This is a genomic window from Pseudomonas sp. PDM02, from assembly GCF_014852285.1.
Taxonomy (GTDB): domain Bacteria; phylum Pseudomonadota; class Gammaproteobacteria; order Pseudomonadales; family Pseudomonadaceae; genus Aquipseudomonas; species Aquipseudomonas migulae.
The window spans coordinates 99026-125577 of record NZ_JACVBL010000002.1; the positions used below are offsets into that span (position 1 = coordinate 99026).

General features: G+C 59.4%; 22 protein-coding genes. 9 read left to right on the forward strand and 13 right to left on the reverse strand.

What is annotated here, in order from left to right:
• Positions 1–127 precede the first annotated feature (127 nt).
• From IB245_RS03990 to IB245_RS04010, 5 genes are all read left to right on the forward strand, one after another.
• Complete coding sequence (locus IB245_RS03990) at positions 128–910, forward strand: MetQ/NlpA family ABC transporter substrate-binding protein (protein ID WP_008040224.1); 783 nt, start codon at positions 128–130, stop codon at positions 908–910.
• Between the two features lie 686 nt (positions 911–1596).
• On the forward strand, positions 1597–2262 hold the full coding sequence (locus IB245_RS03995) for an amino acid ABC transporter permease (RefSeq protein WP_192226695.1): 666 nt from the start codon (positions 1597–1599) through the stop codon (positions 2260–2262).
• Entirely contained in the window at positions 2243–2902 is a 660-nt protein-coding gene (locus tag IB245_RS04000) for an amino acid ABC transporter permease (protein ID WP_192226697.1), read from the forward strand. The genes IB245_RS03995 and IB245_RS04000 overlap by 20 nt, the downstream gene beginning before the upstream one ends.
• Positions 2899–3681: an amino acid ABC transporter ATP-binding protein gene (locus IB245_RS04005; RefSeq protein ID WP_192226699.1), complete on the forward strand. Its 783-nt coding sequence runs from the start codon at positions 2899–2901 to the stop codon at positions 3679–3681. Before IB245_RS04000 ends, IB245_RS04005 begins: the two co-directional genes overlap by 4 nt.
• Positions 3678–4559, forward strand: a complete 882-nt coding sequence (locus tag IB245_RS04010) for a transporter substrate-binding domain-containing protein (RefSeq protein ID WP_192226701.1) — start codon at positions 3678–3680, stop codon at positions 4557–4559. The genes IB245_RS04005 and IB245_RS04010 overlap by 4 nt, the downstream gene beginning before the upstream one ends.
• Before the next feature lie 134 nt (positions 4560–4693).
• Here IB245_RS04010 and IB245_RS04015 read toward each other — a convergent pair whose 3' ends face one another.
• On the reverse strand, positions 4694–5890 hold the full coding sequence (locus IB245_RS04015; RefSeq protein ID WP_192226703.1) for an AAA family ATPase: 1197 nt from the start codon (positions 5888–5890) through the stop codon (positions 4694–4696).
• A gap of 112 nt (positions 5891–6002) precedes the next feature.
• Here IB245_RS04015 and IB245_RS04020 point away from each other — a divergent pair, with 112 nt between their 5' ends.
• From IB245_RS04020 to IB245_RS04030, 3 genes are read left to right on the forward strand one after another with little or no spacing between them, the layout of a single operon-like run.
• Positions 6003–7106, forward strand: coding sequence for an efflux RND transporter periplasmic adaptor subunit (locus tag IB245_RS04020; RefSeq protein ID WP_008032509.1), 1104 nt, complete (start codon positions 6003–6005; stop codon positions 7104–7106).
• On the forward strand, positions 7103–8170 hold the full coding sequence (locus IB245_RS04025) for an efflux RND transporter periplasmic adaptor subunit (protein WP_008032507.1): 1068 nt from the start codon (positions 7103–7105) through the stop codon (positions 8168–8170). Before IB245_RS04020 ends, IB245_RS04025 begins: the two co-directional genes overlap by 4 nt.
• Entirely contained in the window at positions 8167–11220 is a 3054-nt protein-coding gene (locus tag IB245_RS04030; protein WP_192226706.1) for an efflux RND transporter permease subunit, read from the forward strand. Before IB245_RS04025 ends, IB245_RS04030 begins: the two co-directional genes overlap by 4 nt.
• A gap of 100 nt (positions 11221–11320) precedes the next feature.
• Here IB245_RS04030 and IB245_RS04035 read toward each other — a convergent pair whose 3' ends face one another.
• Together IB245_RS04035 and IB245_RS04040 are read right to left on the reverse strand one after the other, a co-directional pair.
• Positions 11321–11950, reverse strand: coding sequence for a class I SAM-dependent methyltransferase (locus IB245_RS04035; RefSeq protein WP_192226708.1), 630 nt, complete (start codon positions 11948–11950; stop codon positions 11321–11323).
• Between the two features lie 202 nt (positions 11951–12152).
• Entirely contained in the window at positions 12153–12518 is a 366-nt protein-coding gene (locus IB245_RS04040; RefSeq protein ID WP_192226710.1) for a DUF6124 family protein, read from the reverse strand.
• A gap of 508 nt (positions 12519–13026) precedes the next feature.
• On the opposite strand from IB245_RS04040, the gene IB245_RS04045 reads away from it, so the two are divergent.
• On the forward strand, positions 13027–15903 hold the full coding sequence (locus IB245_RS04045) for an RHS repeat-associated core domain-containing protein (RefSeq protein WP_318652953.1): 2877 nt from the start codon (positions 13027–13029) through the stop codon (positions 15901–15903).
• Between the two features lie 46 nt (positions 15904–15949).
• Here the strand turns inward: IB245_RS04045 and IB245_RS04050 are convergent, their stop codons facing one another.
• From IB245_RS04050 to tcyJ, 10 genes are all read right to left on the reverse strand, one after another.
• Complete coding sequence (locus IB245_RS04050) at positions 15950–16594, reverse strand: methionine ABC transporter permease (protein ID WP_192226712.1); 645 nt, start codon at positions 16592–16594, stop codon at positions 15950–15952.
• Entirely contained in the window at positions 16584–17705 is a 1122-nt protein-coding gene (locus IB245_RS04055; RefSeq protein ID WP_192226714.1) for a methionine ABC transporter ATP-binding protein, read from the reverse strand. Before IB245_RS04055 ends, IB245_RS04050 begins: the two co-directional genes overlap by 11 nt.
• Before the next feature lie 2 nt (positions 17706–17707).
• Positions 17708–18517, reverse strand: a complete 810-nt coding sequence (locus IB245_RS04060) for a MetQ/NlpA family ABC transporter substrate-binding protein (protein WP_192226716.1) — start codon at positions 18515–18517, stop codon at positions 17708–17710.
• Positions 18518–18637: 120 nt separating this feature from the next.
• Complete coding sequence (locus IB245_RS04065; RefSeq protein ID WP_192226718.1) at positions 18638–19996, reverse strand: LLM class flavin-dependent oxidoreductase; 1359 nt, start codon at positions 19994–19996, stop codon at positions 18638–18640.
• Positions 19996–21189: an SfnB family sulfur acquisition oxidoreductase gene (locus IB245_RS04070; RefSeq protein ID WP_192226720.1), complete on the reverse strand. Its 1194-nt coding sequence runs from the start codon at positions 21187–21189 to the stop codon at positions 19996–19998. The genes IB245_RS04065 and IB245_RS04070 overlap by 1 nt, the downstream gene beginning before the upstream one ends.
• A 23-nt stretch (positions 21190–21212) precedes the next feature.
• Positions 21213–22454 (reverse strand): SfnB family sulfur acquisition oxidoreductase, encoded by a 1242-nt coding sequence (locus IB245_RS04075; protein ID WP_192226721.1) that lies wholly within the window; start codon positions 22452–22454, stop codon positions 21213–21215.
• A 389-nt stretch (positions 22455–22843) separates the two neighbouring features.
• Positions 22844–23608 (reverse strand): hypothetical protein, encoded by a 765-nt coding sequence (locus tag IB245_RS04080; RefSeq protein WP_192226723.1) that lies wholly within the window; start codon positions 23606–23608, stop codon positions 22844–22846.
• A 475-nt stretch (positions 23609–24083) separates the two neighbouring features.
• Complete coding sequence (gene tcyN, locus IB245_RS04085; RefSeq protein ID WP_192226725.1) at positions 24084–24839, reverse strand: L-cystine ABC transporter ATP-binding protein TcyN; 756 nt, start codon at positions 24837–24839, stop codon at positions 24084–24086.
• A 4-nt stretch (positions 24840–24843) separates the two neighbouring features.
• Positions 24844–25509: a cystine ABC transporter permease gene (gene tcyL / locus IB245_RS04090; protein ID WP_008032482.1), complete on the reverse strand. Its 666-nt coding sequence runs from the start codon at positions 25507–25509 to the stop codon at positions 24844–24846.
• Positions 25509–26309 (reverse strand): cystine ABC transporter substrate-binding protein, encoded by an 801-nt coding sequence (gene tcyJ, locus IB245_RS04095; protein WP_008040169.1) that lies wholly within the window; start codon positions 26307–26309, stop codon positions 25509–25511. The genes tcyL and tcyJ overlap by 1 nt, the downstream gene beginning before the upstream one ends.
• Positions 26310–26552 lie beyond the last annotated feature (243 nt).

The following is a 26552-nucleotide window of genomic DNA, read 5'->3' on the forward strand; positions in this document are numbered from 1 at the left end:
AAAAGATATTGTTCGGGAATAAAAAATCCCGGTATTGTCCGCTTCACGCCAGCGATAGCACTTCACTGGCACTCGTACTAAACAAGCCGTCGTCGATGACGACCGTGATTTTCGATAAGGACACTGCATGAAAAAGGTTCTGTTGTTCACCGCATTGGCGGCTGCCCTGACCGCGGGCCTGGCCCAGGCCGGCGAGAAACTGGTAATTGCGGCGACCCCGGTCCCACACGCCGAGATTCTGGAGCTGATCAAGCCAACCCTCGCCAAAGAAGGCGTGGACCTGGAAATCAAAGTGTTCACAGACTACGTTCAGCCAAACGTACAAGTTGACCAGAAGCGTCTGGACGCCAACTACTTCCAGACCCTGCCGTACCTGAAAAACTTCAACGAAGGCAAAGGCACCAACCTGGTGACCGTGATCGGCGTTCACGTTGAACCGTTCGGTGGCTACTCGAAGAAGTACAAAAAGCTGGCTGACCTGCCAAACGGCGCGACCATCGCTCTGCCGAACGAAGGCAGCAACAGCGGTCGTGCTCTGCTGCTGCTGCAGAAGGCTGGCCTGATCGAGTTGAAAGACCCGAAAAACGCTTTGGCTACTCCGAAAGACATCGCCAAGAACCCGCACAACTTCAAGTTCAAGGAACTGGAATCGGCCATGTTGCCGCGCGTTCTGGACCAGGTTGACCTGGACCTGATCAACACCAACTACGCGCTGGAAGCGGGTCTGAACCCGGCTAAAGATGCGCTGGTGATCGAAGGTGCTGATTCGCCTTACGTGAACTTCCTGGTGGCTCGTCCAGACAACAAGGACAGCGTAGCCATCCAGAAACTGGCCAAGGCGTTGACCAGCCCGGAAGTGAAAGCCTTCATCGCCAAGAAATACAGCGGCGCCGTACTGCCGGCGTTCTGATTGGACGCAGCATCAAACCCCTTCAAGGTTTCGAACGCCGACGGCTAGCAATAGCGTCGGCGTTTTTTATTGCGCGTGCACATTCCAAATGTAGGAACGAGCCTCTTGTAGGAGCCGGCTTGCTGGCGATTCAGACAACGCGGTGTATCAGGCCGGACGCCTTCGCGGGCAAGCCTCGCTCCTACAGATCACGGACACACCGAGCTCTTGTAGGAGCGAAGCTTGCTCGCGAACCAGACGACACGGATTTTCTGGAAGGACGCCTTCGCGAGCAGGCTCGCTCCTACAGGGGGTAGGCGTGCTCCGGAGGCTTAGGCCGCCCTGGCCTTCAATGCCCTGCGCAACGCCACCAGCAGCTTCACGATGTCTTGCGGATCAAGCCGTTGCGGTACTTTTACGTCAGCCATGTTCTCTTCCTTGTGATGGTTCGGCCGGGAGTCTGGCCAAAAGCTGTGCGTCCTTGGAGGGCTATTTCGAAAAAAAGATCCTTCCTACAGCGAAAAGGAAAATAGTCGTCTTCCCCCTTCTCGGCAAATTCACCGGATAGTTTTTTGCGTGATATCAATATGCTTTAACGGTATTTAAATTCCGATTCTTATACCTTTAAAGTCGGTGCCTGCCGGGAGGTTATCCACCGCCCATGGACTGCGCCACCGTCGCTTACCGAGCGACGTCCAGGATGTTCAATGAACTTCGATTACGCTTTTATCCTCAGCACCCTGCCGGCGTTTCTCAAGGCCGTGGGCGTGACGCTGCAGGTCGGCTTCATCGCCATCGGCACCTCGTTGCTGGTGGCCTTTATCAACGCAACGATCCTGGTGTTCCGCACGCCTTATCTGCAACGCCTGGTCGGGTTGTACGTAGAACTGGCGCGCAACACGCCGCTGCTCATTCAACTGTTCTTTGTGTATTTCGCCTTGCCGGCGCTGGGCATCAAGGTGTCAGGCTTCACAGCGGCGATTATCACCATGACGTTCCTGGGCGGCGCTTACCTCACGGAAGTGCTGCGCGCCGGGGTGGACGCGGTGCCCCAGGCGCAGCTCGAATCCGGCCGCTCCATCGGCTTGTCCCACGGGCAATTGCTGCGCTACGTGATCCTGCCGCAGGCCGGCATCCTCAGCCTGCCGTCGCTGTTCGCCAATTTCATTTTCCTGCTCAAAGAGACCACCGTGGTCTCGGCCGTGGCGGTTCCGGAAATTCTCTACACCACCAAAAGCTACATCGCGCTCTACTACAAAACCTACGAAATGCTCGCCGTGCTGACGCTGATTTGCGTGCTGCTGTTTTTGCCGCTGTCGCTGCTGCTCAGCCGTCTGGAAAGGAGGCTCCAGCATGGCCAGTTCGGGTCTTGAGTTGCTGTGGGTGTCGTTGCCGCAATTGGGCAAGGGCGCTGCGCAAACCCTGTCGATCTCGTTCCTGAGCATCGCCATCAGCACCGTTGGCGGTGTGCTTTACGGCGTTTTGCGTACGCTGAATTCGAAATGGCTGAACGCGATTTTGCGCGTGTATCTGGAGCTGTTCCGGGCGATCCCGGTATTGGTCTGGCTGTACCTGCTGTTCTTCGGTCTGCCGATTTTCTTCGGCCTGAGCATTCCGAGCTTCTGGTGCGCGGTGCTGGTGCTGTCGCTGTGGGGCGCCAGCGAAGTCGGCGAAGTGGTGCGCGGCGCCTTGCATTCGTTGCCACGCGGCCAGCGTGAAGCGGGCCTGTCGATCGGCCTGAACGGCCCGCAACTCTACGGCTACTTGCTGCTGCCCCAGGCGCTGAAACGCATGACCCCGCCGACCATCAACGTCTACACGCGGATCATCAAGACCAGCTCCCTGGCGGTGCTGATCGGCGTGGTGGACGTGATCAAGGTTGGCCAGCAGATCATCGAACGCACCTACGAATCGGTGCTGATCTACGGCGCGCTGTTTCTGTTTTTCTTTTTCATCTGCTACCCGCTCTCGGCCGCCTCGCGCGTGCTGGAGCGGCGCTGGACGCAAGCATGAGCGCATTGATCGAGTTCAAGGGTTTCAACAAGTTTTTCGGCGAGCAACAAGTGCTCGACGGCATCGACCTGCAGGTGAAATCAGGCGAAGTGATCGTCATCCTCGGCCCCAGCGGCTGCGGTAAAAGCACCCTGTTGCGTTGCCTCAACGGGTTGGAAGTCGCGCACAGCGGCAGCCTGGAATTTGCCGGCCGTGAGCTGCTGGACAAAGGCACCGACTGGCGCGAAGTGCGCCAGCAGATCGGCATGGTGTTCCAGAGCTATCACCTGTTCCCGCACATGAGCGTGCTCGACAACCTGCTGCTCGGCCCGGTCAAGGTGCAAAACCGCGAGCGTCGCGAAGCCCGGGATCAGGCCGAAGCCTTGCTGGCGCGCGTGGGCCTCTCGGACAAGCGCGACGCCTTTCCTCGCCAGCTCTCTGGCGGCCAGCAGCAACGCATCGCCATCGTCCGTTCGTTGTGCATGAACCCCAAAGTCATGTTGTTCGATGAAGTCACCGCCGCCCTCGACCCGGAAATGGTCAAGGAAGTGCTGGAAGTCATTCAGGGCCTGGCCCGCGAAGGCATGACGCTGTTGATCGTCACACACGAAATGGCGTTTGCCCGCGCCGTGGCTGACCGCATCGTGTTCATGGATGCCGGGCGAATCCTTGAGCAAAACCCTCCCGAGATTTTCTTTACGAACCCGCAAACCGCACGAGCGCAGCAGTTCCTGGAGAAGTTCTCCTACGTCGCCGCACTACCCAAAACGACTCAAACAAAGGAACTGGAACTGCCATGAAAACTGCCAAGTCTTCTCTACTGCTATTGCCACTGCTCGGCCTCGCGTTGCTGGCTGGCTGCAACAAAACCGAAGAACCCGCCAAGCCGAAAGTCGCCAGCGAAAGCGCCGCGCCGGCCAGCTACCTGGACAAAATCAAGGCGCGGGACAAGTTGATCGTCGGCGTTTTCACCGACAAGCCGCCGTTTGGTTTCGTCAATGAAGCGGGGCGTTACGTTGGGTTCGATACTGACATCGGCCGCCAATTTGCCAAGGATCTGCTCGGCGATGAGAACAAGGTCGAGTTCGTCGCTGTAGAACCGGCGAGCCGGATTCCGTTCCTGCAAAGTGACAAGGTCGACCTGATCCTGGCCAACATGACCGTGACCCCGGAGCGCAAGGAAGCGGTGGACTTCACCAATCCAAACCTGAAAGTCGCAGTACAGGCATTGGTGCCACAGGCCAGCGAAGTGAAAAACCTAGATGACCTGGCGACCCGCACCACCATCGTCACCACCGGCACCACGGCGGATATCTGGCTGACCAAGAATCACCCGGACTGGAAACTGCTGAAGTTCGAGAAAAACTCCGAGTCCCTGCAAGCCCTGGCCAACGGTCGTGGCGATGCCTATGCGCAGGACAATCTGGTGCTGTTCAGCTGGGCCAAGCAGAACCCTGGCTACCGCGTGCTGGATCAGAAACTCGGTGCAGAAGCGCCGATTGCGCCGGCGGTGAAGAAGGGCAACATCGAGTTGCGTGACTGGGTGAACGCCGAGTTGGCGAAGCTGGGTGAAGAGAAGTATCTGCTCAAGCTGTACGACCAGTATGTGCGCAAGGAGTTGAGCGATGACACCAAGCCTGAGAGCGTGATTGTCGAGGGTGGGAAGTGGCAGGGCTGATTCTGTAGTTTTTGCAGCGACCTTTCGGCCCTCTTCGCGAGCAAGCCCGCTCCCACAGTTGATCGAGTTGTCCCGACGGACGCGGTCCAATGTGGGAGCGGGCTTGCTCGCGAAAGCGGTTTATCAGGCGCTGACTAATCCGGCCAATACCACGCCGGCTCATCCAGCATCCGCTGCCCGACAATCCCGGTCTGGCCCAGATTTTTCTCCAGCACGATGCAGTTGCACTCGGGATCTTCCTGTAGCGCCGAAATCAACCGCCGGGCATGGGACACCACCCACACCTGACACTGCTCCGACGCGCGGATAATCAAGCGCGCCAACGCCGGCAACAGGTCCGGGTGCAGGCTGGTTTCCGGCTCGTTCAGCACCATCAGCGTCGGTGGGCGCGGCGTCAGCAGTGCCGCCACCAACAGCAAATAGCGCAACGTCCCGTCGGACAACTCCGCCGCCGACAACGGCCGCAACAATCCTTCCTGATAAAACTCAATGGCGAACCGGCCGCCCGCCAGCGGCTCGATATGCAGACGCGCACCGGGAAACGCATCGCTGATGGCGTTGCGCAAAGCTTCGGGGTCGCCAATTTCGATAATGGTCTGCAACGCTGCCGCCAGGTCTCTGCCGTCGTGGTGCAGCACCGGGGTGCGGGTGCCCAGTTGTGGCTGACGCACCGGCGCGTCGGCGTCGCTGCGAAAGTGATCGTAGAAGCGCCAGCGGCGGATGAACTCACGCATCTCCAGCACCTCCGGCGAGGTCCGCAAGCTGCCAACCTGATCGAACAGGCTGTCGAACGTCGGCGTGTGCTGAGCCAGCACGTCCCAGCTGCGGTTGGCTCGGGTGCGGATCATCGGGCCGTCGCGATCCACCAGCAGGCTCGCCGGACGATAATGCGCCCCGGCCCACAGGCATTCACGCTTGATTTGCGGATCGAGGCTGAACCGTGACGCAATGGGGGGGCTGTGCCCGGGCAACATGAAATGACCGTTGGAATCGGGCAGCCCCAGGCTGATCGAGTAGCCGAAGTCGTCCCCGGCAAACCCCAGGCGCAAGCGTTTGACGCCGTGGCGAACGGTCGCCTCGATCGGCACTTCGCCGTTGCGCATGCGCCGGGTGATGGTTTCAGGTCCCGCCCAGAAGGTCGAATCCAGGCCGCCTTCGCGGGCCAACGCATTGACCACGCCACCCTGAGCGGTTTCCGCCAACAGGCGCAACGCCCGGTAAAGGTTGGATTTGCCACTGCCGTTCGGCCCGGTGATCAGGTTCAGACGACCCAGTGGAATCACCAGTTTATTGATCGAGCGGTAATTGGCCACCGCGAGGGTTTTGAGCATGGGAAGCTTCCTTACTGCTGAGAGTGCAGCAAACCTGTGCACCTGTTGAACCCTGTTCTAAGCTCACAGTCGTATCGCCATTGGCACGTTCGTACGACGCAAAGGAGTCTGCATGGCTGGTCCCGGATTGAAAAGAGTGGTTGGCCTGAGTCTTCTTGTCCTGCTGGGGGCCTGCGGGGAAAAACCCCAGGTCGAAAAGGATCGTCCGCGGGTGTTCGTGCAAGTCGTCAACGCCGCGAATTACGCCGCGTCCGTGACCCTCACCGGTGATGTTCAGGCGCGGGTCCAGACAGAGCTGTCGTTCCGTGTCGGCGGCAAGATCATCCAGCGCTCGGTCGATGTCGGTGACCGGGTGTCGGCCAAGCAAGTGCTCGCCAGGCTCGACCCGAAAGACCTGCAAACCAATGTCGACTCGGCCCAGGCACAGGTCGTCGCCGAGCAGGCGCGGGTCAAACAGGCCGCCGCCGCCTTCGTCCGCCAACAAAAACTCCTGCCCAAGGGCTACACCAGTCAAAGCGAGTTCGACTCTGCCCAGGCCGCATTGCGCAGCAGCCAGAGCGCGCTGACGGCTGCCCAGGCGCAACTGGCCAACGCCCGCGAGCAACTGAGTTACACCGCGCTGATCGCCGATGCACCGGGAGTGATCACTGCCCGGCAGGCCGAAGTCGGCCAGGTGGTGCAGGCCACGATGCCGATTTTCAGCCTGGCGCGCGACGGTGAGCGCGACGCGGTGTTCAACGTCTACGAGTCGCTGCTGACAGAGGATCCTGAGGGCAAAACGATTGTGGTGAGCTTGCTCGATAACCCGGCCATCAAGACCACGGGCACGGTTCGGGAAGTCACCCCGGCCGTTTCCGCGCAGACCGGTACGGTGCAGGTCAAGGTCACCCTTAACGGTCTGCCGGAAGGCATGCAGCTTGGCTCGGTGATCAGCGGCACGGCGAAGACGCCGAGCAAATCCGCAATCGAACTGCCATGGTCGGCGCTGACCAAAAACCTCAGCGAACCGGCCGTGTGGCTGGTGGATGACGAGGGCAAGGCGCAATTGCATACGGTGACGGTGGGTCGTTACCTGACCGGCAAAGTCATTATCAGCGATGGCCTGAAGGGCGGCGAAAAAGTCGTCATTGCCGGCGGTCAGTTGCTGCACCCCGGCGTCAAAGTGGAAATCGCCGAAAACACCTACAAGGATTTAGCAGCGGGAGCCCAGCCATGAAGCGCGTGTTGCTGGTGTTCGCCGGAATGTTGCTGGTGGCCTGCTCGAAAGAAGAACCGCCGCCAGAGCCGGTGCGTCCGGTGCTGTCGATCAAGGTCCAGGCGCTGGGCGAGGAGAGTCTCGGCCGCTTCGCCGGCAGCATCCAGGCCCGATACGAAACCAATGTCGGCTTCCGCGTACCGGGGCGCATTGCCAGTCGCAACGTCGATGTCGGCGCCGAGGTCGAGAAGGGCGCCTTGCTCGCGACCCTCGATCCCACCGATCAGCAAAACCAGCTGCGCTCGGCTCAGGGCGATCTGGCGAAGGTTCAGGCACAACTGATCAACGCCCAGGCCAACGCCCGGCGTCAGCAGGAGCTGTTCGATCGCGGGGTCGGTGCGCAGGCGCAACTGGACATCGCCCAGACCGATCTGAAAACCACTCAGGCTTCCCTCGATCAAGCGAAGGCGGCGGTCGATCAGGCCAAGGACCAACTCGATTATGTCGAGTTGCGCACTGACCACAAAGCCATCGTCACCGCGTGGAACGCCGAAGCCGGGCAAGTGGTGACCGCCGGCCAGCAAGTGGTGACCCTGGCGCAGCCGGACATCAAGGAAGCGGTGATCGACCTGCCCGACACGCTGGTGGATCAGTTGCCAGCGGACGTGGTGTTTCAGGTCGCCGTGCAACTGGAACCGAACATCACCACCACCGCCATCGTCCGCGAAATCGAACCCCAGGCCCAGAGCGCCACCCGCACCCGGCGCGCCCGCCTGACCCTGACCGACACACCACCGGGTTTTCGCCTGGGCACGGCAATCAGCGTCACCCTCAGCTCCGCGATCAAACCGCGTATCGAACTGCCACTGACCGCGCTGCAAGAGGTCGATGGTAAATCGCGGATCTGGGTCATCGACCCACAGACCCAAACCGTTTCCCCGCGTGACATCAGCCTGATCAGCCGCACCGATTCCACCATGGTCCTGGCCAGCGGCGTGAAGTCCGGCGAGCGTGTCGTGAGTGCCGGTGTGAACAGCCTGAAGCCTGGGCAGAAAGTGAAAATCGATGAGGACAGCCCACAATGAAAGGGAGTTTCAACTTATCCGAATGGGCCCTCAAGCATCAGTCGTTTGTCTGGTATTTGATGTTCATCGCGCTGCTGATGGGCGTGTTCTCGTACATGAACCTCGGCCGCGAGGAAGACCCCTCGTTCACCATCAAGACCATGGTCATCCAGTCCAGCTGGCCGGGTGCGACCCAGGAAGAAACCCTCAAGCAGGTCACCGACCGCATCGAGAAAAAGCTCGAAGAACTCGACTCCCTCGACTATGTGAAAAGCTATACACGACCCGGTGAGTCCACGGTCTTCGTGAACCTGCGCGACACCACCAGCGCCAAGGACATCCCGGAAATCTGGTACCAGGTGCGCAAGAAGATCAACGACATTCGCGGCCAGTTCCCCAAGGGCTTGCAAGGGCCTGGGTTCAACGACGAATTCGGTGATGTGTTCGGTTCGGTGTACGCCTTTACCGCTGACGGCTTGTCGATGCGCCAGTTACGCGATTACGTCGAGCAGGTCCGCGCCGAGATTCGTGAAGTGCCGGGGCTGGGCAAGGTCGAGATGGTCGGCGAGCAGGATGAAGTGCTCTACCTGAACTTCTCCACCCGCAAACTGGCGGCGCTGGGCATTGATCAGCGTCAGGTCGTGGATAGCCTGCAATCGCAAAACGCCGTGACGCCGGCCGGGGTCATTGAAGCCGGTCCAGAGCGGATTTCCATTCGCACCACCGGGCAGTTCGCTTCCGAGAAAGACCTGGAAAACGTCAACCTGCGGCTCAACGATCGCTTCTATCGCCTGGCCGACATTGCCGACATCAGTCGGGGTTATGTCGACCCGGCAACCCCGGAGTTTCGCTACAACGGCCATCCGGCCATCGGCCTGGCCATTGCCATGAAGAAGGGTGGCAACATTCAGGATTTCGGCAAGGCGCTGCACCAGCGCATGATCGACCTGACCGCCGATTTGCCGGTGGGCGTCGGTGTGTACAACGTTTCCGACCAGGCCGCCGTGGTGGAAAAAGCCGTTGGCGGCTTCACCAGCGCGCTGTTCGAAGCGGTGGTGATCGTGCTGGTGGTCAGCTTTGTCAGCCTCGGCGTGCGCGCCGGGTTAGTGGTGGCGTGCTCGATTCCGCTGGTACTGGCAATGGTCTTCGTCTTCATGGAATACAGCGGCATCACCATGCAGCGGATTTCCCTCGGCGCGCTGATCATCGCCCTCGGCCTGCTGGTGGACGACGCGATGATCACGGTCGAGATGATGGTCACCCGGCTGGAGATGGGCGAAACCAAGGAGCAGGCGGCCACGTTCGCCTACACCTCGACCGCGTTCCCGATGCTCACCGGTACGCTGGTGACGGTGGCCGGTTTTGTACCGATCGGCCTGAACGCCAGTTCGGCGGGCGAGTACACCTTCACGCTGTTTGCGGTGATTGCCGTGGCGATGCTGGTGTCGTGGGTTGTCGCGGTGTTGTTCGCGCCGGTGATCGGCGTACACATCCTCAGCGCCAACGTGAAACCTCACGATGAAGAACCTGGTCGCATCGGTCGCGCCTTCAATTACGGCATGCTCTGGTCCATGCGCAATCGCTGGTGGGCCATCGGCATCACCATTGCCTTGTTCGTGGCGTCGGTGTTTTCCATGCAGTTCGTGCAGAACCAGTTCTTCCCGTCCTCGGACCGGCCGGAAATTCTCGTCGACCTGAACCTGCCGCAAAACGCTTCGATTGCCGAAACCCGCAAAGCCGTGGACAAGCTCGAAGCGACGCTCAAGGACGACCCGGACATCGTGCGCTGGAGCACTTACATCGGCGAAGGCGCGATCCGTTTCTACCTGCCGCTCGACCAGCAATTGCAAAACCCGTACTACGCGCAATTGGTCATCGTCAGCAAAGGCCTGGAATCGCGAGAAGCCCTGAGTCAGCGTTTGCGCGAACGCTTGCGCAAGGATTTTGTCGGCATCGGCAGTTATGTCCAGGCGCTGGAAATGGGCCCGCCTGTCGGGCGGCCGATCCAGTACCGGGTCAGCGGCAAGGACATCGACCAGGTGCGTAAACATGCCATCGCCCTGGCCACCGAGCTGGACAAGAACTCGCACATCGGCGAGATCATTTACGACTGGAACGAGCCGGGCAAAGTCCTGCGCATCGACATCGCACAGGACAAGGTGCGGCAACTGGGATTGTCATCGGAAGACGTGGCCAATCTGATGAACAGCATCGTCGTCGGTGCGCCGGTGACGCAGGTTGATGACGATATCTACCTGATCAACGTCGTGGGCCGCGCGGTGGACGCGGAGCGCGGAACGCCGGAAACGTTGCAGAACCTGCAGATCGTCACGCCCAGCGGCACCTCGATCCCGCTGCTGGCTTTCGCCACCGTGCGTTATGAACTGGAGCAGCCGCTGGTGTGGCGCCGCGACCGCAAGCCGACCATCACCATCAAGGCAGCGGTGCGCGACGAGATTCAGCCGACCGATCTGGTCAAGCAACTGAAGCCGGAGATCGACAAATTCGCCGCCGCTTTGCCGGTGGGCTACAAGGTCGCCACGGGCGGTACGGTTGAGGAAAGCGGCAAGGCCCAAGGGCCGATTGCCAAGGTGGTGCCGTTGATGCTGTTCCTGATGGCGACCTTCCTGATGATTCAATTGCACAGCGTGCAGAAGCTGTTCCTGGTGGCGAGCGTCGCACCGCTCGGCCTGATCGGCGTGGTGCTGGCGCTGATTCCCACCGGCACGCCCATGGGCTTCGTGGCGATCCTGGGGATTCTGGCGCTGATCGGCATCATCATCCGCAACTCGGTGATTCTGGTGACGCAGATCGACGCCCTGGAGAAAGAGGGGCTGTCACCGTGGGATGCGGTGGCGCAAGCCACGGAACACCGTCGCCGGCCGATTCTGCTGACGGCTGCGGCGGCGAGCCTGGGGATGATCCCGATTGCCCGGGAAGTGTTCTGGGGGCCGATGGCCTACGCGATGATCGGCGGCATCATCATCGCGACGTTGCTGACGCTGCTGTTTTTGCCGGCGCTGTATGTGGCCTGGTACAAGATTCGCGAGCCGAAAAAAGAGGTCCAGTAAAAGCAGAGCGCTTCGCGCTCTATTCGCGAGCAAGCCCGCTCCCACAGGGAAATGCGGTCTCCTGTGGGAGCGAGCCTGCTCGCGATGGCGTCCGACCTGACTACTCAGATTTACGCCAGACACTCGCCAACCAAGGCTGCTGCTCCCGCGGCAGCCCCGCCGGCCGGTAGTAATGCTCCAACTCCACAAACCCCGCAGCGGTCAGCAAATCCTGCCACGCCTGAAGATCGTGATAAGCCCCATACCGCGGCCCATTCCACCCCTCCTGATTCTCACCACGCGGATTGGAACTGAACAACACCCCACCGGGCCTCAACGCCCCACGCAATTCCTTCAACACCCGTGGCAATTCCTGACGCGGAATATGAAAAAGCACCGCGTTGGCAAAAATCCCGTCAAAGCGTTCAGCCGGCAAATCCAGCTTCAGAAAATCCTGCTGCCACACCTCGCAACCACTGTCTTCACGCGCCATTTGCGCAAACTTTTCCGAACCGTCGAGGCCGACCGCGGTGTGGCCCATGCGCGTGAACGTCTGCAAATCCCGCCCCGGCCCGCAGCCAAAGTCGAGGATGTCGAACGGCGGCTCACCCTGAATATGCCGCAGCAGCGCATCAATGTTCTGGCTGACATCGTGATCGCGCGTCCCTTCGCGAAAACCTTCGGCCACCGAGTTGTAATGTCCGAGGGTGGTGGAGGTGATTTTCTCAAGGTCGTCCGGGGTTTGTTTCATGGCGGGCTGCGCAGGCAATTGGGATTCGCCGAATATACGCCATCAGGTCCGGGGCTGCTGCGCAGCCATTCGCGGGCAAGTCGGATCACCGCACCGCTCGCTCCTACAGGTTTCACACCGTCCAGAAGATCACGCGAACCCTGTAGGAGCGAGCGGTGCGGCGATCCGACTTGCCCGCGAAGGCGATTTAATTGCCGGCCTATTATTCAGGCCGGTTTCCGGTGTGCTTCATCCCCAAACATTCAATGGACCGGTCAACCATCGCCTTGGCAATTTCCAGCAAATGCCAAATAGAGAACACCATGGCCCTGTCGGCCCCTTTCAGTTGATCGCCACACCGATAAGCGGTGACCGAGGCGCAGCGCAGAAGGTCGGCGACATAGAGTTGCGTGTCTTCGAAGTTCACGTCCTGGCTGACGTTGTAGAAGCGCAGTTCGTCCGGTGCGCCGGTATGTTCGCAGGTGAGGTAAAAATCGATTGCGTGGTAAAGCGCTGACCGACCTTTAAGCGGATCGTCGTTGTCTTTGCTTGAGGATTCGGGAGGTGGATCGGGGACTGGTTTTTTCACTTGTGTTGCTCCTATTGATACATGGGAGCCGCCACTTTTCGCCTACTAAAACGATGGGTGGCGGCTGCGCGCAGGTTAGTAGACCGGTCAATAGGCAAACCGGCGCACGCGAAGGTGCCCCACGCACAGCCACCATATTCAGCATCCGGCAAATTGCCAGACATGATCATGAACACGCTATGCACCTATCGATCCGGGCTACTAATCCCGATCACTGATGAGCAGTGACGGACCGAGACTAGCCAGCGGATTTGCCAGGCGCAAGCGTGCGGAATCATCTAGGAAACGTCCTGCAAATGAAAGGGATTGGCCTTGTAGGAGTGCTGATTTCTCTGTGGGAAAACTTCCCGATTTGTAGTGAATTTCCTACCGCTAACCTTGATTCAGCGCTTGTTCAACCCCCGTCCCCCCAACACTCTCGGTGCGGCTACCTGTTACTTCTTACAGTATCGACCCGGCCAAAAAAGGCTCAGTCTTACCTTGATCCGAGCGAAGGAACGTCGAGACCGTGAATGCTCACCGCCACACCCCGACGGTGTCGGTTATAGATCCGCGTTCGTTGGCGATCCGCAATGTGGGCTACTGTCGCCATCCGGACAAGCCAGACGCTGATACGCGCATCACCCGGCAAATTTACGAGGCGGCCGGGCGGTTGGTTGCGTCATGGGATCCACGGCTTTGGGGTACGGCACCGCAGCCGAACCTGGCGACTGTCTACGGCTTGAGTGGTCAGCCCGTGTTGACGAAAAGTGCGGACGCCGGTTGGCAACTGAGTCTGTTGGATCACGTTGGCTCGCTGCATTCATTCTGGGATGGGCGGGGTAATCAGCGTCAGTGCGAGTATGACAATCAGCAGCGTCTGCTTTCGGTGACGGAGCAGGCTGCACAAGAGTTGCCGCGTGTAGTTGAACGTCTGACCTACGGCGGCTCTGCCCCGGCATTCGCTGTGCATAACCAATGTGCAAAGCTGATCCGCCATGACAACCCGGCCAGTACCCGCTTCGTGACCGACTACGGTTTGGCCGGTTCGGAAATGAGTGAAAACCAATGCTTCCTGAAAGACCTTGAACCACCCGATTGGCCCAGTGAGTTCGAAGCCCGGGACGCGTTGCTGGAAGATCAGTCGTTCGTCACGCGGCACGTCTTCTCTCCCACGGGCGAGATTCAGCGCCAGACCGATGCCATGGGTAATGACCGGACCTTTGCCTATGACGTGGCAGGCAGGCTGAGTGAAACTTGGCTGCTGCTGGCTGGAGAGGGCAGACAACTACAACAGCTGGTCAGCGACATCCGCTACAACGCCCACGACCAGATCGAAAGCGAAACCGCCGGCAATGGCGTTCAAACGCGAGCCGAGTACGGTGCCGATGACGGTCGGTTGATGCGGTTGGTGGCCGCCGTCGGAAGTCAGAAGTCGTTGCAGGATCTGATTTACACCTACGATGCGGCGGGCAACATCATCAAGCTGGAAGACAAGGCCCAAGCCGTTACCTGGTTCAACAATCAGCGCATCGAACCGATCAACCGCTATTGCTATGACAGCCTGTCTCAACTGGTCGAAGCCAAGGGTTGGGAAGTTGCCAGCCCCAGCCACGGACCGGAGTTGCCGGATTTACTGCCCACACCGCTGGACCCCAATCAGCGGCGCAACTACACGCAGCGTTTCGAGTACGACGCAGCGGGCAATCTGATCACCCGCCAGCACAGCGGTGCGCCCGGTTTCTCGATGTTCACCTCCGCCCGCAGCAACCGCAGCCTGGCGCAGCGTGACGATGGTTCATTGCCCGGCGAGCCAGAAATCGAGTCAGGCTTCGATGCCTGCGGCAATCAGCTGGAGTTGCAGCGCGGCCAAACCATGACGTGGGACATTCGCAACCAGTTGAGCCGGGTGACGTTGGTCAAGCGTGATGATGACCCCGACGATTACGAGTGCTATGCCTACGACCGCCCCGGCCATCGGCTGCGCAAGGTGCATTTCAACCAGACCAGTGGCCGGACAGGGCGTACTGAAGTCCGCTACCTGCCCGGCCTGGAACTCCACCGCCAGTCCGATGGCGAAGAGCGCCATGTCATCAGCATCGAAGCCGGCCGTTGCAGCGTTCGGGCTTTGCACTGGCCCGAAGGAACGTATGCCGATCAATTGCGTTACAGCCTCTGCAACCACCTCGGTTCCAGCACGTTGGAGTTGGATCACGAAGCCGGCATGCTGACCCAGGAACACTATTATCCCTTCGGCGGCACCGCATGCTGGGCTGGTAAAAATACGTTGGTGGCGAAGTACAAAACGATTCGCTATTCCGGCAAAGAGCGGGATGCAACGGGGCTTTATTGCTACGGCTATCGATATTACGCGCCGTGGTTACAGCGGTGGACAAGTCCAGATCCCGCAGGTCATCTGGATGGGCCTAATCGTTACGCAATGGTGGGTAACAACCCGATCAACTTCATTGATAGATTCGGGTTGGAGGGAGAGCAGGTTCAGGGCACTCAAATGTTGGGAGGCGTCATCATTATGGTCTTGTTCGCCCTGATCGGAGCAGGATTGGGTGGGATAGACGGGAATGCTCAAATGGGGTCGTCAGTTGGAGCCTTGGTGGGCGGTGCGCTGTTTGCAATCATGCGTTGGCACGAACATCAGCAATCAAGACCGGAGGCTAGCGCTATAAAAGAAGAGGAGAAGGAGAGAAATTCAGGTGAAAGGTTTAGACGTTCCGTACGCGAGCTCGCAAAGAACGCAAATTTGACGGCGGGCGAAACCGGCAGGTTTGTGGATTTCGCATACGGGCGGCGAAATGTTTCAAACGACTTTAGTCTCATGCTTTTCGATAATCGTGCAGGGAAAATTTATGGATATGCAGGTCCCACAGCAACGGCTGATCAGGCTGATCAGGTCCTGAGATCGGATAACAATCCCGAACGTGGGTTAAGGAAAATTGGCCACAGCACGGTGTTACTTCGAGATAAGTCGAGAGAAAGCTCGTCAACCACATCGGCCCTTACCGACCCGAACCAATTTGATTCAGGCAGTTTTGTACCTGTTTCCGGTCGACGAAAGGGGCGCAGCACTTCGCAGTCTGGTTCAGGATTGGCCCAACTTCCAAATGCGGCGTCCGCACCCGACCAGCGATGGATAATTGATACAAAAGAGGTAGATAGGATCCTGAATGACGCATCTGATTCTGACAGGGAAATCGTCGAGTCGGCGATCAGTGATTTGCACGCAGGTCGTACGAAAGCGCTCCACTGGCACCGCCATCGCGGTGGTTTATGGTCTGCAGACTTGAGTGGATATCACGGCAGTAGGGGGCGTGGAGTCTACAGATTGATGCTCAGCCATCAGGGAGGTCCTAACTATAGAGTCGAGCGCGTGCAGAATCCTCACTAGGTTCATTGCGGTGATCAGGAAGTCGGCTTCCTTGCCTGGTCCCTGCTCAGCGCTTATTCAACCCCCGAGCCAACCGATCCCCACCCAACTGAATCACCGCCACCAACACCACCAGCAACACAATCACCGTCAACATGATCTGGCTATCAAACCGCTGATACCCATACCGATAAGCAATGTCCCCCAACCCACCCGCACCAATCGCCCCGGCCATGGCCGACGAGTTGATCATGGTCACCAAGGTGATCGTGAAACCACCGACAATCCCCGGCAGCGCTTCCGGCAACAACACATGCCAAACGATGTGCCAACGCCGGCACCCCATCGCCTGCGCAGCTTCGATCAAACCGTAATCCACCTCACGCAAACTGACTTCGGCGATACGCGCAAAGAACGGCGTGGCCGCAATCGTCAGCGGCACTACAGCGGCCCAGACACCGTAAGTGGTACCAACGATCAACCGCGTGAACGGAATCAACGCCACCATCAAAATCAAAAACGGAATCGAGCGGAACAGGTTCACGAACGCACCCAAGGCGCGGTTCAGCGCCGGTGCTTCATAGATCCCGCCCTTGGAGCTGGTGACCAGAATCACCGCCAGCGGAATCCCCGCCAGCAGCGCGATCAACGACGACACGCCAACCATCAAAAACGTGTCGATGAAGCCTTGCAGCAACCGATCAAACCACATAACCCAGCACCTCCACCTGTTGTGCCCAGTTGCCGGCGCGCTGGCGCAGTTCCTCTGCGCCGAGCGGCGAGCCGGTCACCGCCAGCAGCAATTGCCCCAGCGCATGGCCCTGAATCCGTTCCACGCCACCTTGCAGCAAACGCACGCGACCGCCGAGGACTGCAAACAACGCGGCCAGATCCGGTTCGTCGGTGGCGCTGCCGGTGAATTGCAAACGCAGGACTACGGCGGCGTCGGACGACTGTGGTTGCGTCTGGAGACGACTTTGCAGCTCCTGCGGCAACGCGTGTTGCAACGGCGCCAGTAAGGTTTTGCTGACCTCATGCTGCGGGTTGCCGAAGACTTCCCACACCGGGCCTTGCTCGACGATGCGGCCATGCTCCAACACCACGACGCGTTCGCAGATGTCGCGGATCACCGCCATCTCGTGAGTAATCAGCACGATGGTCAGGCCCAGACGCTGATTGATCTCGCGCAGCAGGCCGAGGATCGATTGCGTGGTCTCCGGGTCCAGCGCCGAGGTGGCCTCGTCGCACAACAGAATCTCCGGGTCGTGCACCAGCGCGCGGGCGATGCCGACGCGCTGTTTCTGCCCGCCGGAAAGCTGCGCCGGGTAGGCCTTGTGCTTCTCTTGCAGGCCGACCAGTTCCAACAGCTCACGAACTTTCTGCTCGCGTTTCTCCTTGGGCACGCCGGCGACTTTCAGCGGCAACTCGACGTTCTGCCAAACGGTCTTGGCCGACATCAGGTTGAAGTGCTGGAAGATCATGCCGATGCGCCGACGCAGCGCCACCAGGCGGTCTTCATCGAACTCGCCGATGTCCACCTGATCGATCAGCACGCGCCCGGTGCTCGGTTGTTCGAGACGGTTGATGGTGCGGATCAGTGACGACTTGCCGGCACCGCTGCGGCCGATGATGCCGAACACTTCACCGCGCTGGATGGCCAGGTCGATGCCGTGCAGCGCCGCCACCGGACCTTGCTGGCCGTTGTAGGTTTTACCCAGGCCGATGAAGCGTACGTGAGCACGATTCAGGTCCGGGTGCAGTTCGGTCTGTTTAGCTTGCTGAGGCTCTGGAATATCCAGTCGCCGTTGGATCGCGGCCGTCATTCTCAGCTTTCCCAACCGGCTTGATAGAGTTTGCCGTGGGCCTTATCCAGCGCTGCGCGAACGGCTGGCGAATGCTGGTAGATGTCGACGAATTTGATCAGGCGCGGGTCGGCTTTGTTTTTCGGCTGGATCACGAACTGGATCACGTATTCCTTGTGATCGAGGCCGTCGAACAGCAGCGCGGAACCTGCATCGAAGGTCTTCGCCAGGCGGATGTAGGCCGGGTAGCCCTGGACCAGATCGGCGTCGTCATAGGCGCGTACCAGTTGCACGGCTTCAACTTGCAGGATTTTGATTTTTTTCGGGTTGGCGATGATGTCTTCTTCGGTAGCCTTGTAGCCGACACCCGGCTTGAGCGTGATCAGGCCGGCCTTGGCCAGCAGTTGCAGGCCGCGACCGCTGTTGATCGGGTCGTTGGCGATGGCGACGCTGGCGCCTTCCGGCAGTTCGTCGAAGCTTTTGTATTTTTTCGAGTAGAGGCCGACGTTGTTGATGATGCCCGGCGCGAACGGCACCAGGTCAAAACCGGCGGCAGCCTTGGCGTTTTCCAGGAACGGCACGTGCTGGAAGTAGTTCACGTCGATGTCACCGGCGGCGAGGCTGACGTTGGGCGCGATCCAGTCGGTGAACTCGACGAGTTCGACTTTCAGGCCTTGTTTATTGGCTTCTTCGACGGCGGCTTCCAGCGGGATGGCGAAGGCGGCGGTGGTGCCGACTTTCAGCGGTGCGTCGGCGGCGAAGGTGATGGAGCTGAAGAGGCCGAGGGCCAGGGCCAGTGCTTTGACTGGGTGAGAGAAGTAGTTCTTGGTCATGATGTTTTTTCCAGTCAGTGCATAAATTTGGGGTGTTTGGTCGGGCCTCTTCGCGGGCAAGCCTCGCTCCTACAAAGGCACTGCGATCCCCTGTAGGAGCGAAGCTTGCTCGCGAAGCTTTTAACGGCGGAACGCGGAGCCGGTGTGTTGCTCAGGTAAATGCGCCTCTGCGTGAAACAGCTTCTCCCGCAGGCTGCCGTCGTCATAAGCGGTCTTGTACGACCCACGCCGCTGCAACTCGGGAATCACCAGTTCGATGAAATCCACATAGCTTTCCGGCGTGACAATTCGTGTCAGGTTGAAGCCATCCAGCCCGGTTTCGGCGATCCAGGATTCCAGCTCATCGGCCACTTGCTCAGGTGAACCGACCACCGTGATGTAGCGGCCACCGAGCGCGTGTTGCTCAAGCAATTTGCGCCGGGTCCAGTCGTTGTTTTGCAGGTTTTTGGTTGCCGATTGAATCGCGTTGCTCTTCACGTACTGGATCGGTTCGTCGATGGCGTACTCGGAAAAATCGATCCCGGTCGATGCCGAGAAATGCGCCACGCCGGCCTCGGCACTGGCGTAGCTCAGGTATTCGGCGTGCTTGGCCCAGGCCAGCTCTTCGGTGGCGCCGACGATCACGTTCAGCCCCATGAACACCTTGATGTCCTCAGGATTGCGCCCCGCTTCAACGGCGCTGGCGCGCACCTTGTCCACCTGAACCCTGGTCGACGGTTTGTTCTGGCCGCTGATGAACACACACTCGGCATGGCGCCCGGCGAACAGCAAACCGCGATCCGAACTGCCGGCCTGGAACAGCACCGGCGTGCGTTGCGGCGAAGGTTCGCAGAGGTGATAACCCTCGACCTGATAGAACTCGCCCTTGTGTTCGACCTTGTGCACTTTGTCGGGCTGCGCATAGATCCGTTGCTGCGGATCATTGAGCACCGCACCGTTTTCCCAACTGCCTTCCCAGAGTTTGTAGAGCACTTCGAGGTATTCGTCGGCCTGGTCGTAACGACGGTCGTGCTCGACTTGTTCGCTCAGGCCCATGGCTTTGGCGGCGCTGTCGAGGTAGCCGGTGACGATGTTCCAGCCGACCCGGCCGCGACTCAGGTGATCGAGCGTCGACATGCGTCGGGCGAACAGGTACGGCGGTTCATACGTCAGGTTGGCGGTCAGGCCGAAACCGAGGTTTTTCGTCACCGCCGCCATCGCCGAGACCAGCAGCAACGGATCGTTGACCGGCAGCTGGATCGATTCTTTCAGCGGCACGTCCACCGAGTTCTGGTAGACGTCGTACACGCCGACGATGTCGGCGATGAACAAGCCGTCGAACAATCCGCGCTCCAGCAATTGCGCCAGTTCAGTCCAATACTCGATGGTCTTGTATTGAGTCGAAGTGTCCCGTGGGTGCGTCCACAAGCCATGGTTGATGTGCCCGATGCAGTTCATGTTGAACGCGTTGAGCAGGATCTTTTTTTTCTCACCGGCCATCAGATGGTCCCTCGCAACGGAGGGTTTTCATCGTTGAGGTAGTAGTTGCCCACGGCGTGATACTTCCAGCGCACCGGGTCGTGCAGCGTGTGCACCCGAGCGTTGCGCCAATGGCGATCCAGTCCGTGTTCGATCAGGGTCGCCTGGCTGCCGGCCAGTTCAAACAGCGTGCTGCCGGCGGCAAGGGAGATTTCAGTGCTGATGGCGCGGGCTTCGGCGACGGCAATCGACGCGGCGGCAACGGTCTGTGCGTTGGTCTCGGCTTGAGCCTTGTCGAGGAATTCACCGGAGCGTTCCAGCAGGGCTTCGGCGGCGTGCAGACGAATGCTCAGGTGGCCGAAGCTCTTGATGGTCAACGGGTCGTCGATGGCTTTTTCGTGTGTGGCGTCGATCCATGGACGGGTTTTGGTCCGCACAAAATGCAGCGCGTCTTCATAGGCAGCGCGGGCGATGCCGGTGTCGATGGCGGCGTGAAGAATCTGCGCCAACGGGCCGACCGGAGTCGGGCGTTCGAAGGCGCTTTGAAACGGGATCACGTCTTCGGCGGCCACAAAGACGTCTTCGAACACCACCGAACCGCTGCCGGTGGTGCGCTGGCCGAAACCGCTCCAGTCGTCGATGACCGTCAGCCCTTTGCTGTCGCGCGGAACGAACGCCAGTTGCTGCACACCGTTTTCATCCACCACCGAGGTCGGGATGCGTTGCGCGTAGATCGCGCCCGTTGCGTAGAACTTGCGGCCGTTGATGCGATAGCCGTCACCGTCGCGGGTCAGACTGGTGACGCGGTCGTGGGCGGTTTTGGTGCCGAGTTCGGCGAGTGCATTGCCGAAACGCTGGCCGGCCAGCACTTCTGCATAGAGACGTTTTTTCTGCTCGGTGCTGCCGTTCACGCGCAGCACTTCGAGGGCGTAAAAATGGTTCTGCGGAATTTGTCCGAGGGAGCCGTCAGCCTGGGCGATCAAGGCGATCACCTTGGCCAGCGTGACGTTGGAAACCCCGGCGCCGCCGTACTCTTTTGGCACGCTGATGCCCCATAGGCCCGAGCGGGAAAACACTTCCAGTTCGGGGTGCGGCAAACGGCGTTCACGGTCGCGCAGGGCGCTGTCGCGTTTGAAGTCTTCGGCCAGGTCACTGGCGACGATCAGGGCTTGCTCATCGCTGGTTATGACCGCGACGTGGTGAGAAATTGTCATGTGTTTCTCCAGGTGTCTGGTCGTTAAATCCAGGAGTGGCGAGCGGGGAGCGTGCCGTTGAGGTGATAGGCGCCGACGGCGTGATACTTCCAGCGCACCGGATCGTGCAGCGTGTGCACACGGGCGTTGCGCCAGTGGCGGTCGAGGTTGAATTCGGCGAGGGTGGCGCGGCTGCCTGCCAGTTCGAAGAGCTTTTCGCTGGCCTGCAGCGAGATCTCGGTGGTCAGCACCTTGGCTTCGGCCACGGCAATCGAGGCACGGGCGGCGGACTCGGCAGTGAGCGGCGCGGCGTTGACCTGATCGAGTACCTGCCCGGCTTTGCGCAGCAGCGCTTCAGCGGCGTGCAGTTCGATTTTCAGTTTGCCGATGTCGGCGATCACATAAAGATCATCGCTGGCGCGTTCGACCTTGGCGTCGATCCATGGGCGGGCGCGGGTTTTCACGAACTCGATGGCGTCGTCGATGGCGCCGCGAGCGATGCCGGCGTCGATGGCCGCTTGAATCAGCTGCGAGACGGCGCCCTGGATGTTCGGCTTGTCGTTGATCTTCCAGTTATCCACCACCAGCTCGGCGTCGACCCGCACGTTGTTGAGCAAAATGGTGCCGCTGGCGGTAGTGCGCTGGCCGAAACCGGACCAGTCATCAACGATTCGCAAACCCGGTGTGCCGCGACGGACGAAGGCCAGCACTTGCTTGCCGTCGTCGTTCAGCGCCTTGACTGCCACCCAGTGGGCGAACAGGGCGCCGGTGGAGTAGAACTTCTGCCCGCTGATGACAAATCCGTCACCGTCGGCGGTGATCCGTGCCTTGAGTTCCAGGGTGTTTTTGGTGCCGCGCTCCGGCCCGGCATTACCGATGCGCCAACCTTCGAGCACGCTTTTGAACAGCTGTTTTTTCTGCGCTTCGGTCGCGCTGTCGAGCACCAGGTTGAGAATGCCGAACTGGTTCTGCGGGATCTGTCCCAATGCCGGGTCGGCTGCGGAAATGATCGCAAAAACATCGGCCAGGGTGACGAACGAAACCTGCGGGCCGCCGTATTCACGCGGGATGGCAATGCTGCCCAGGCCGCTGCGGGTGAACTGTTCGATTTCCGACCAGGGCAGCTTGCGCTGACGGTCGCGTTTAGCCGCTTGTTGGCGGGCGACCTGCGCCAGCTCATGGGCGGCCTTGATGGCTTGTGCGTCGTTGCGCAAAACCTGAGCGGGCAACAACAACGGGGCGATGTCCAGATCACTCTGGACGATTGCATCTGCCAGACTGGACATCAGTGCCGCTCCTTGGCTGCTGCACGCAATGCCCTGGCGATCTGCACTGGGGTGATTGTGTTCCGGACCATACCTACCTCACATCTCATGGAACGCCGCGATGGATGCGGCGAAGTAAAAACAAGAATGTCCGGTGGTCCGGTTTATATACCCTAAGCGTGTATAAAAATTAAATAAACTAACTTTTAGGAATATGGATAGAAGTGTGTCGTGAGCAACTGTACGCAGGGCAACACTTTGTTCTTGTAGCAACAGAAACACCCAGCGGTCGGCTTTTGTAGGAGCGAACGGTGCGGCGATCCGACTTGCTCGCGAAGGCGTCAGTTCTGACACGACGCGTTATCGTTTTTCGCGAGCAAGCTTCGCTCCTACAGGGGATGGTATGGATCTCAATTTTTTCGGGGTTCGGCGGCCATGAGCACTTCCCTCTGCGGGATTTTGAGATACGGATTGGCACAACCAATCTTCAACGTACGCGCCGGCGCCCAGCGAGAGTTATTACCCACGCGGTCGAGGATGCAGTAGGTCACTTCCAGCCGCAGGTCTTCGCCGGCTTCAAGAATGATCGCCGGCGGCACCCAGACCTGAATCGGCTGGCCCACATCGCCGGCCTTGAGCCGTGGCAGGTCCATGCGCACATCGCCCCAGCGCAGGGTGATTTCATCGTCGATGGCCATGTTCAGGTACGGCTCGATGGTCAAGGGAACGCCGCGCTTGATCTGGTTCGGGTTGACGCCCTGACGGCGGATGGTTTCGGGAATGCTCACCGGCGCCAGGCTCTGGATTTCATCGCCGTACAGGGCAGAGGGCTGGCCTCCCGGGCAGTCGAGCTTGACCTGCACGCAGGTTGTCGGTGACAGCGCTGGCCCATGGCCGACCTGCATCAGCCGGTAGTGAATGCGAGAGGAGCCGTTGGCGATGAAGCTTTGCGGCACGCGCAGGCTGACGGATTTGCCGACGTCCAGGGTGTTCAGCACTCTGGAGGCCACGTAGCAGTTGTCCCAGAACAGTTCGATCAAGTCGCCTTCGTCCATGCCGGGATAAGGCGCGACGGCGATCAGCAGGTGAGAAGCCGAGGTGATGTTGATGCCGCTCCGGTGGGATTGCTCCACGGTCGGTGCCGCAAGTTCGGGTTTTTTCGAAATATGTTTCATGGGTTTCTCCTTGAAGTCTTGCAGCGAAGTCCGTTTCTGAAAGAACTGATTGGCCGAGCCACAAACGACTCATTACTTGCGTATGAACAACGATTGAACGTGATGAGTTCGTTTGCCGGAGACTAGATAAGAGTGCGCTGGAATAAGTGTCAATAGAGTTGGTTAGTTAAGTAACGAATCTTTCGTTATTCAGAAAGTTCCTACGCTTTCAGGTCCGGAAGCCCCATCGACTTGTCGAACATACCCACCGAATCAGCGGTTTTTTGAGGCGGGAGGCGCCGGTTGTTCGTGTGGCAATGCGCAAGTGTTTTGTGGATTTTAGGCGAGGATAATCTGTCGCAGGACATATATATGTACCGCACGCGATTATTGAAAGAGGGATAAATTGTAAGAGTGGTTTGAGTGGCGGTTGAAGGGGGTATGAAGTTTCGATGTAACTTCCATCCGTGGAAGTTTATGTCGCTGTTATGGCTGCTCAGTGTTGAGCGTTGTTCAGGAACTTGCTGAGAAACTGTTTTGTCCGTTCTTCTTTCGGATGGGCAAACAATTCTTTTGCTTCGCCTTGCTCGACGATCACACCCTTGTCGAAAAACACCACGCGGTTGGCCACGTCGCGGGCAAAGCCCATTTCGTGGGTCACGATGACCATGGTGCGCTTCTCCTCGGCGAGGCTGCGGATGGTCGCCAGCACTTCACCCACCAGCTCCGGATCGAGTGCCGAGGTGGGTTCGTCGAACAGAATCACTTCCGGTTCCATCGCCAGCGCACGGGCAATCGCCACACGCTGTTGCTGTCCACCGGAAAGACGTCGCGGGTACGCGTCTTCCTTGCCTGCCAGGCCAACCCTGGCCAGCAGCTTTTTACCCAGGGCAACGGCTTCGGCGTGCGCGATCTTCTTGACGATGATCGGGCCTTCGATGACGTTTTCCAGGGCGGTGCGATGCGGGAACAGGTTGAAGTTCTGGAACACGAAGCCGACGTGCTGACGCAAGCGCCGCACCAGGCCCTGCTGCTGGTTCAACGGGCGGCTGCCATCGATCTCGATGTCACCGACCTTGATCCGGCCGCTGGAGGGTTCTTCGAGAAAGTTCAGGCAACGCAGGAACGTGGTTTTCCCCGAGCCGCTCGGCCCGATGATTGCCACTACCTCGCCTTCCTTCACTTCCAGATCAATGCCGTTAAGCACTACTTGACCCTTGAACTGCTTTGTCAGTTTTTCCACGACAATCATGGGGTCAGGACTCCTGGTCGTGCCGATTGACCCGCTCTTCCAGCTTGTTCTGCAGGTGCGAGAGCACCGTGGCCAGAACCCAGTAGATCAGCGCGGCGGCAAGATACATGGTGAAAATTTCGAAAGTCCGGGCGGTAATCAGCTGCGCCTGACGGAACAGTTCCGGCACCTGAATGGTGGCGGCCAGCGCCGTGTCCTTGACCAGCGAGATGAAGCTGTTGCCCAGCGGCGGCAATGCCGTGCGCATCGCTTGCGGCAGGATGGCCCGGCGCAATGTCTGCGCGCGGGTCATGCCGATACTCGCGGCGGCTTCCCACTGGCCACGCTCGATGGAGCTGATCGCGGCACGCAGGATTTCGCAGGCGTAGGCGGCCATGTTCAGCGAGAAGCCGATCAGGGCCGCCGGCAGCGGATCAAGTTCGATACCCAGTTGCGGCAAGCCGTAATAGATCACGAACAGTTGCACCAGCAACGGCGTGCCGCGAAAGAACGACACGTAGATGCGGGCCAGCCAGCTCACCAGTTTGAAGCGCGACAGGCGCATCAACGCCAGGCCGAACCCCATCACCAGGCCGAAAAACATCCCGCCCAGGCTGAGGATTACCGTGTAGTACGCGCCCTTCAGCAGGAAGGGCGCGGAGTCCAGCGCAAGTTGGAAAGCTTCTCCCATTATTTGGTGACGTCAGCGCTGAAGTATTTTTCCGAAAGCTTTTTCAGCGTACCGTCGGCACGCAGCTTGTCGATGGCCTTGTTCACTGCTGCCAGCAACTCAGGCTCGCCTTTGCGCAGGGCAATACCGGCTTCCTGACGGGAGAACGCTTCGCCGGCGGCGGAAGTGTCCTTGGCCTTCTTGGCGTATTCCAGTGCGGCGAGGCGGTCGATCAGGATGGCGTCGGTGCGGCCGTTACGCAGGTCTGCGAACTTGCTCGGATCATCTTCGTAGGTGCGCACGTCAGCGGTCGGCACGTTGGCTTTAACCCACTGCTCGTAGTTGGTGCCCAGGCCTACGCCGACTTTCTTGCCAGCCAGGTCGGCGGCAGACTTGATGTTCAGCTCCGCAGCCTTTTTGGTCAGCACCAGCGCCTGAATCCCGGAAACGGTGTACGGCTCGGAGAAGTCATACTTCTTCTTGCGCTCTTCGGAGATGGTCACCTGGTTGACCACTGCGTCCAGACGCTTGGATTCCAGCGCCGCGAGGATGCCGTCCCATTTGGTCGGTTGCAGTTTGACCTTCACGCCCAGCTCTTTGGCCAGGGCTTCGGAGAACTCGACTTCGAAGCCGGTCAGTTTGCCGTCGGCGTCAACGAAGCTGAACGGTGGGTAAGTGCCTTCCAGGCCGACGTTGATCACGCCAGCGTCCTTGATTTTTTGCAGCTGCTCACCGGCAACCGCTTGCCCCAGCAGACCGGCGCTTAGCGCCAGGCCCAGCGAACCCACCAGCAGATTTCGACGTAGTGCGGAAAAATTCATGACAAGCCCCTGTGATTTCTTATGAAGACGCTTTTAGGAATGTTGGCAAAATCGGGATTTGGACGACTGCGATATCCTGCCCTAAAGCAGCGTATGCGTCTCGCTGCAAATTCGCCTGCGGCGTGACTATATGACGGTGCTTATAGATAGGAAAATAATAAATATTGCGTTTGTTATTCTTTAAAGGAATATGCGTCAGGTAGACCGCTATCGCCAGCAAGCCGGCTCCTACAGGGTTTGTGT

Coding starts and splice junctions, on each gene's coding strand:
- IB245_RS04005 (WP_192226699.1), top strand. CDS start 2,899: ATGAGCGCATTGATCGAGTTCAAGGGTTTCAACAAGTTTTTCGGCGAG.
- IB245_RS04020 (WP_008032509.1), top strand. CDS start 6,003: ATGGCTGGTCCCGGATTGAAAAGAGTGGTTGGCCTGAGTCTTCTTGTC.
- IB245_RS04080 (WP_192226723.1), bottom strand. CDS start 23,608: ATGAAACATATTTCGAAAAAACCCGAACTTGCGGCACCGACCGTGGAG.
- IB245_RS04050 (WP_192226712.1), bottom strand. CDS start 16,594: ATGTGGTTTGATCGGTTGCTGCAAGGCTTCATCGACACGTTTTTGATG.
- IB245_RS04060 (WP_192226716.1), bottom strand. CDS start 18,517: ATGACCAAGAACTACTTCTCTCACCCAGTCAAAGCACTGGCCCTGGCC.
- IB245_RS04035 (WP_192226708.1), bottom strand. CDS start 11,950: ATGAAACAAACCCCGGACGACCTTGAGAAAATCACCTCCACCACCCTC.
- IB245_RS03995 (WP_192226695.1), top strand. CDS start 1,597: ATGAACTTCGATTACGCTTTTATCCTCAGCACCCTGCCGGCGTTTCTC.
- IB245_RS04030 (WP_192226706.1), top strand. CDS start 8,167: ATGAAAGGGAGTTTCAACTTATCCGAATGGGCCCTCAAGCATCAGTCG.
- IB245_RS03990 (WP_008040224.1), top strand. CDS start 128: ATGAAAAAGGTTCTGTTGTTCACCGCATTGGCGGCTGCCCTGACCGCG.
- IB245_RS04010 (WP_192226701.1), top strand. CDS start 3,678: ATGAAAACTGCCAAGTCTTCTCTACTGCTATTGCCACTGCTCGGCCTC.
- IB245_RS04000 (WP_192226697.1), top strand. CDS start 2,243: ATGGCCAGTTCGGGTCTTGAGTTGCTGTGGGTGTCGTTGCCGCAATTG.
- tcyL (WP_008032482.1), bottom strand. CDS start 25,509: ATGGGAGAAGCTTTCCAACTTGCGCTGGACTCCGCGCCCTTCCTGCTG.
- IB245_RS04070 (WP_192226720.1), bottom strand. CDS start 21,189: ATGACAATTTCTCACCACGTCGCGGTCATAACCAGCGATGAGCAAGCC.
- IB245_RS04075 (WP_192226721.1), bottom strand. CDS start 22,454: ATGTCCAGTCTGGCAGATGCAATCGTCCAGAGTGATCTGGACATCGCC.
- IB245_RS04065 (WP_192226718.1), bottom strand. CDS start 19,996: ATGGCCGGTGAGAAAAAAAAGATCCTGCTCAACGCGTTCAACATGAAC.
- tcyN (WP_192226725.1), bottom strand. CDS start 24,839: ATGATTGTCGTGGAAAAACTGACAAAGCAGTTCAAGGGTCAAGTAGTG.
- IB245_RS04015 (WP_192226703.1), bottom strand. CDS start 5,890: ATGCTCAAAACCCTCGCGGTGGCCAATTACCGCTCGATCAATAAACTG.
- IB245_RS04055 (WP_192226714.1), bottom strand. CDS start 17,705: ATGACGGCCGCGATCCAACGGCGACTGGATATTCCAGAGCCTCAGCAA.
- IB245_RS04025 (WP_008032507.1), top strand. CDS start 7,103: ATGAAGCGCGTGTTGCTGGTGTTCGCCGGAATGTTGCTGGTGGCCTGC.
- tcyJ (WP_008040169.1), bottom strand. CDS start 26,309: ATGAATTTTTCCGCACTACGTCGAAATCTGCTGGTGGGTTCGCTGGGC.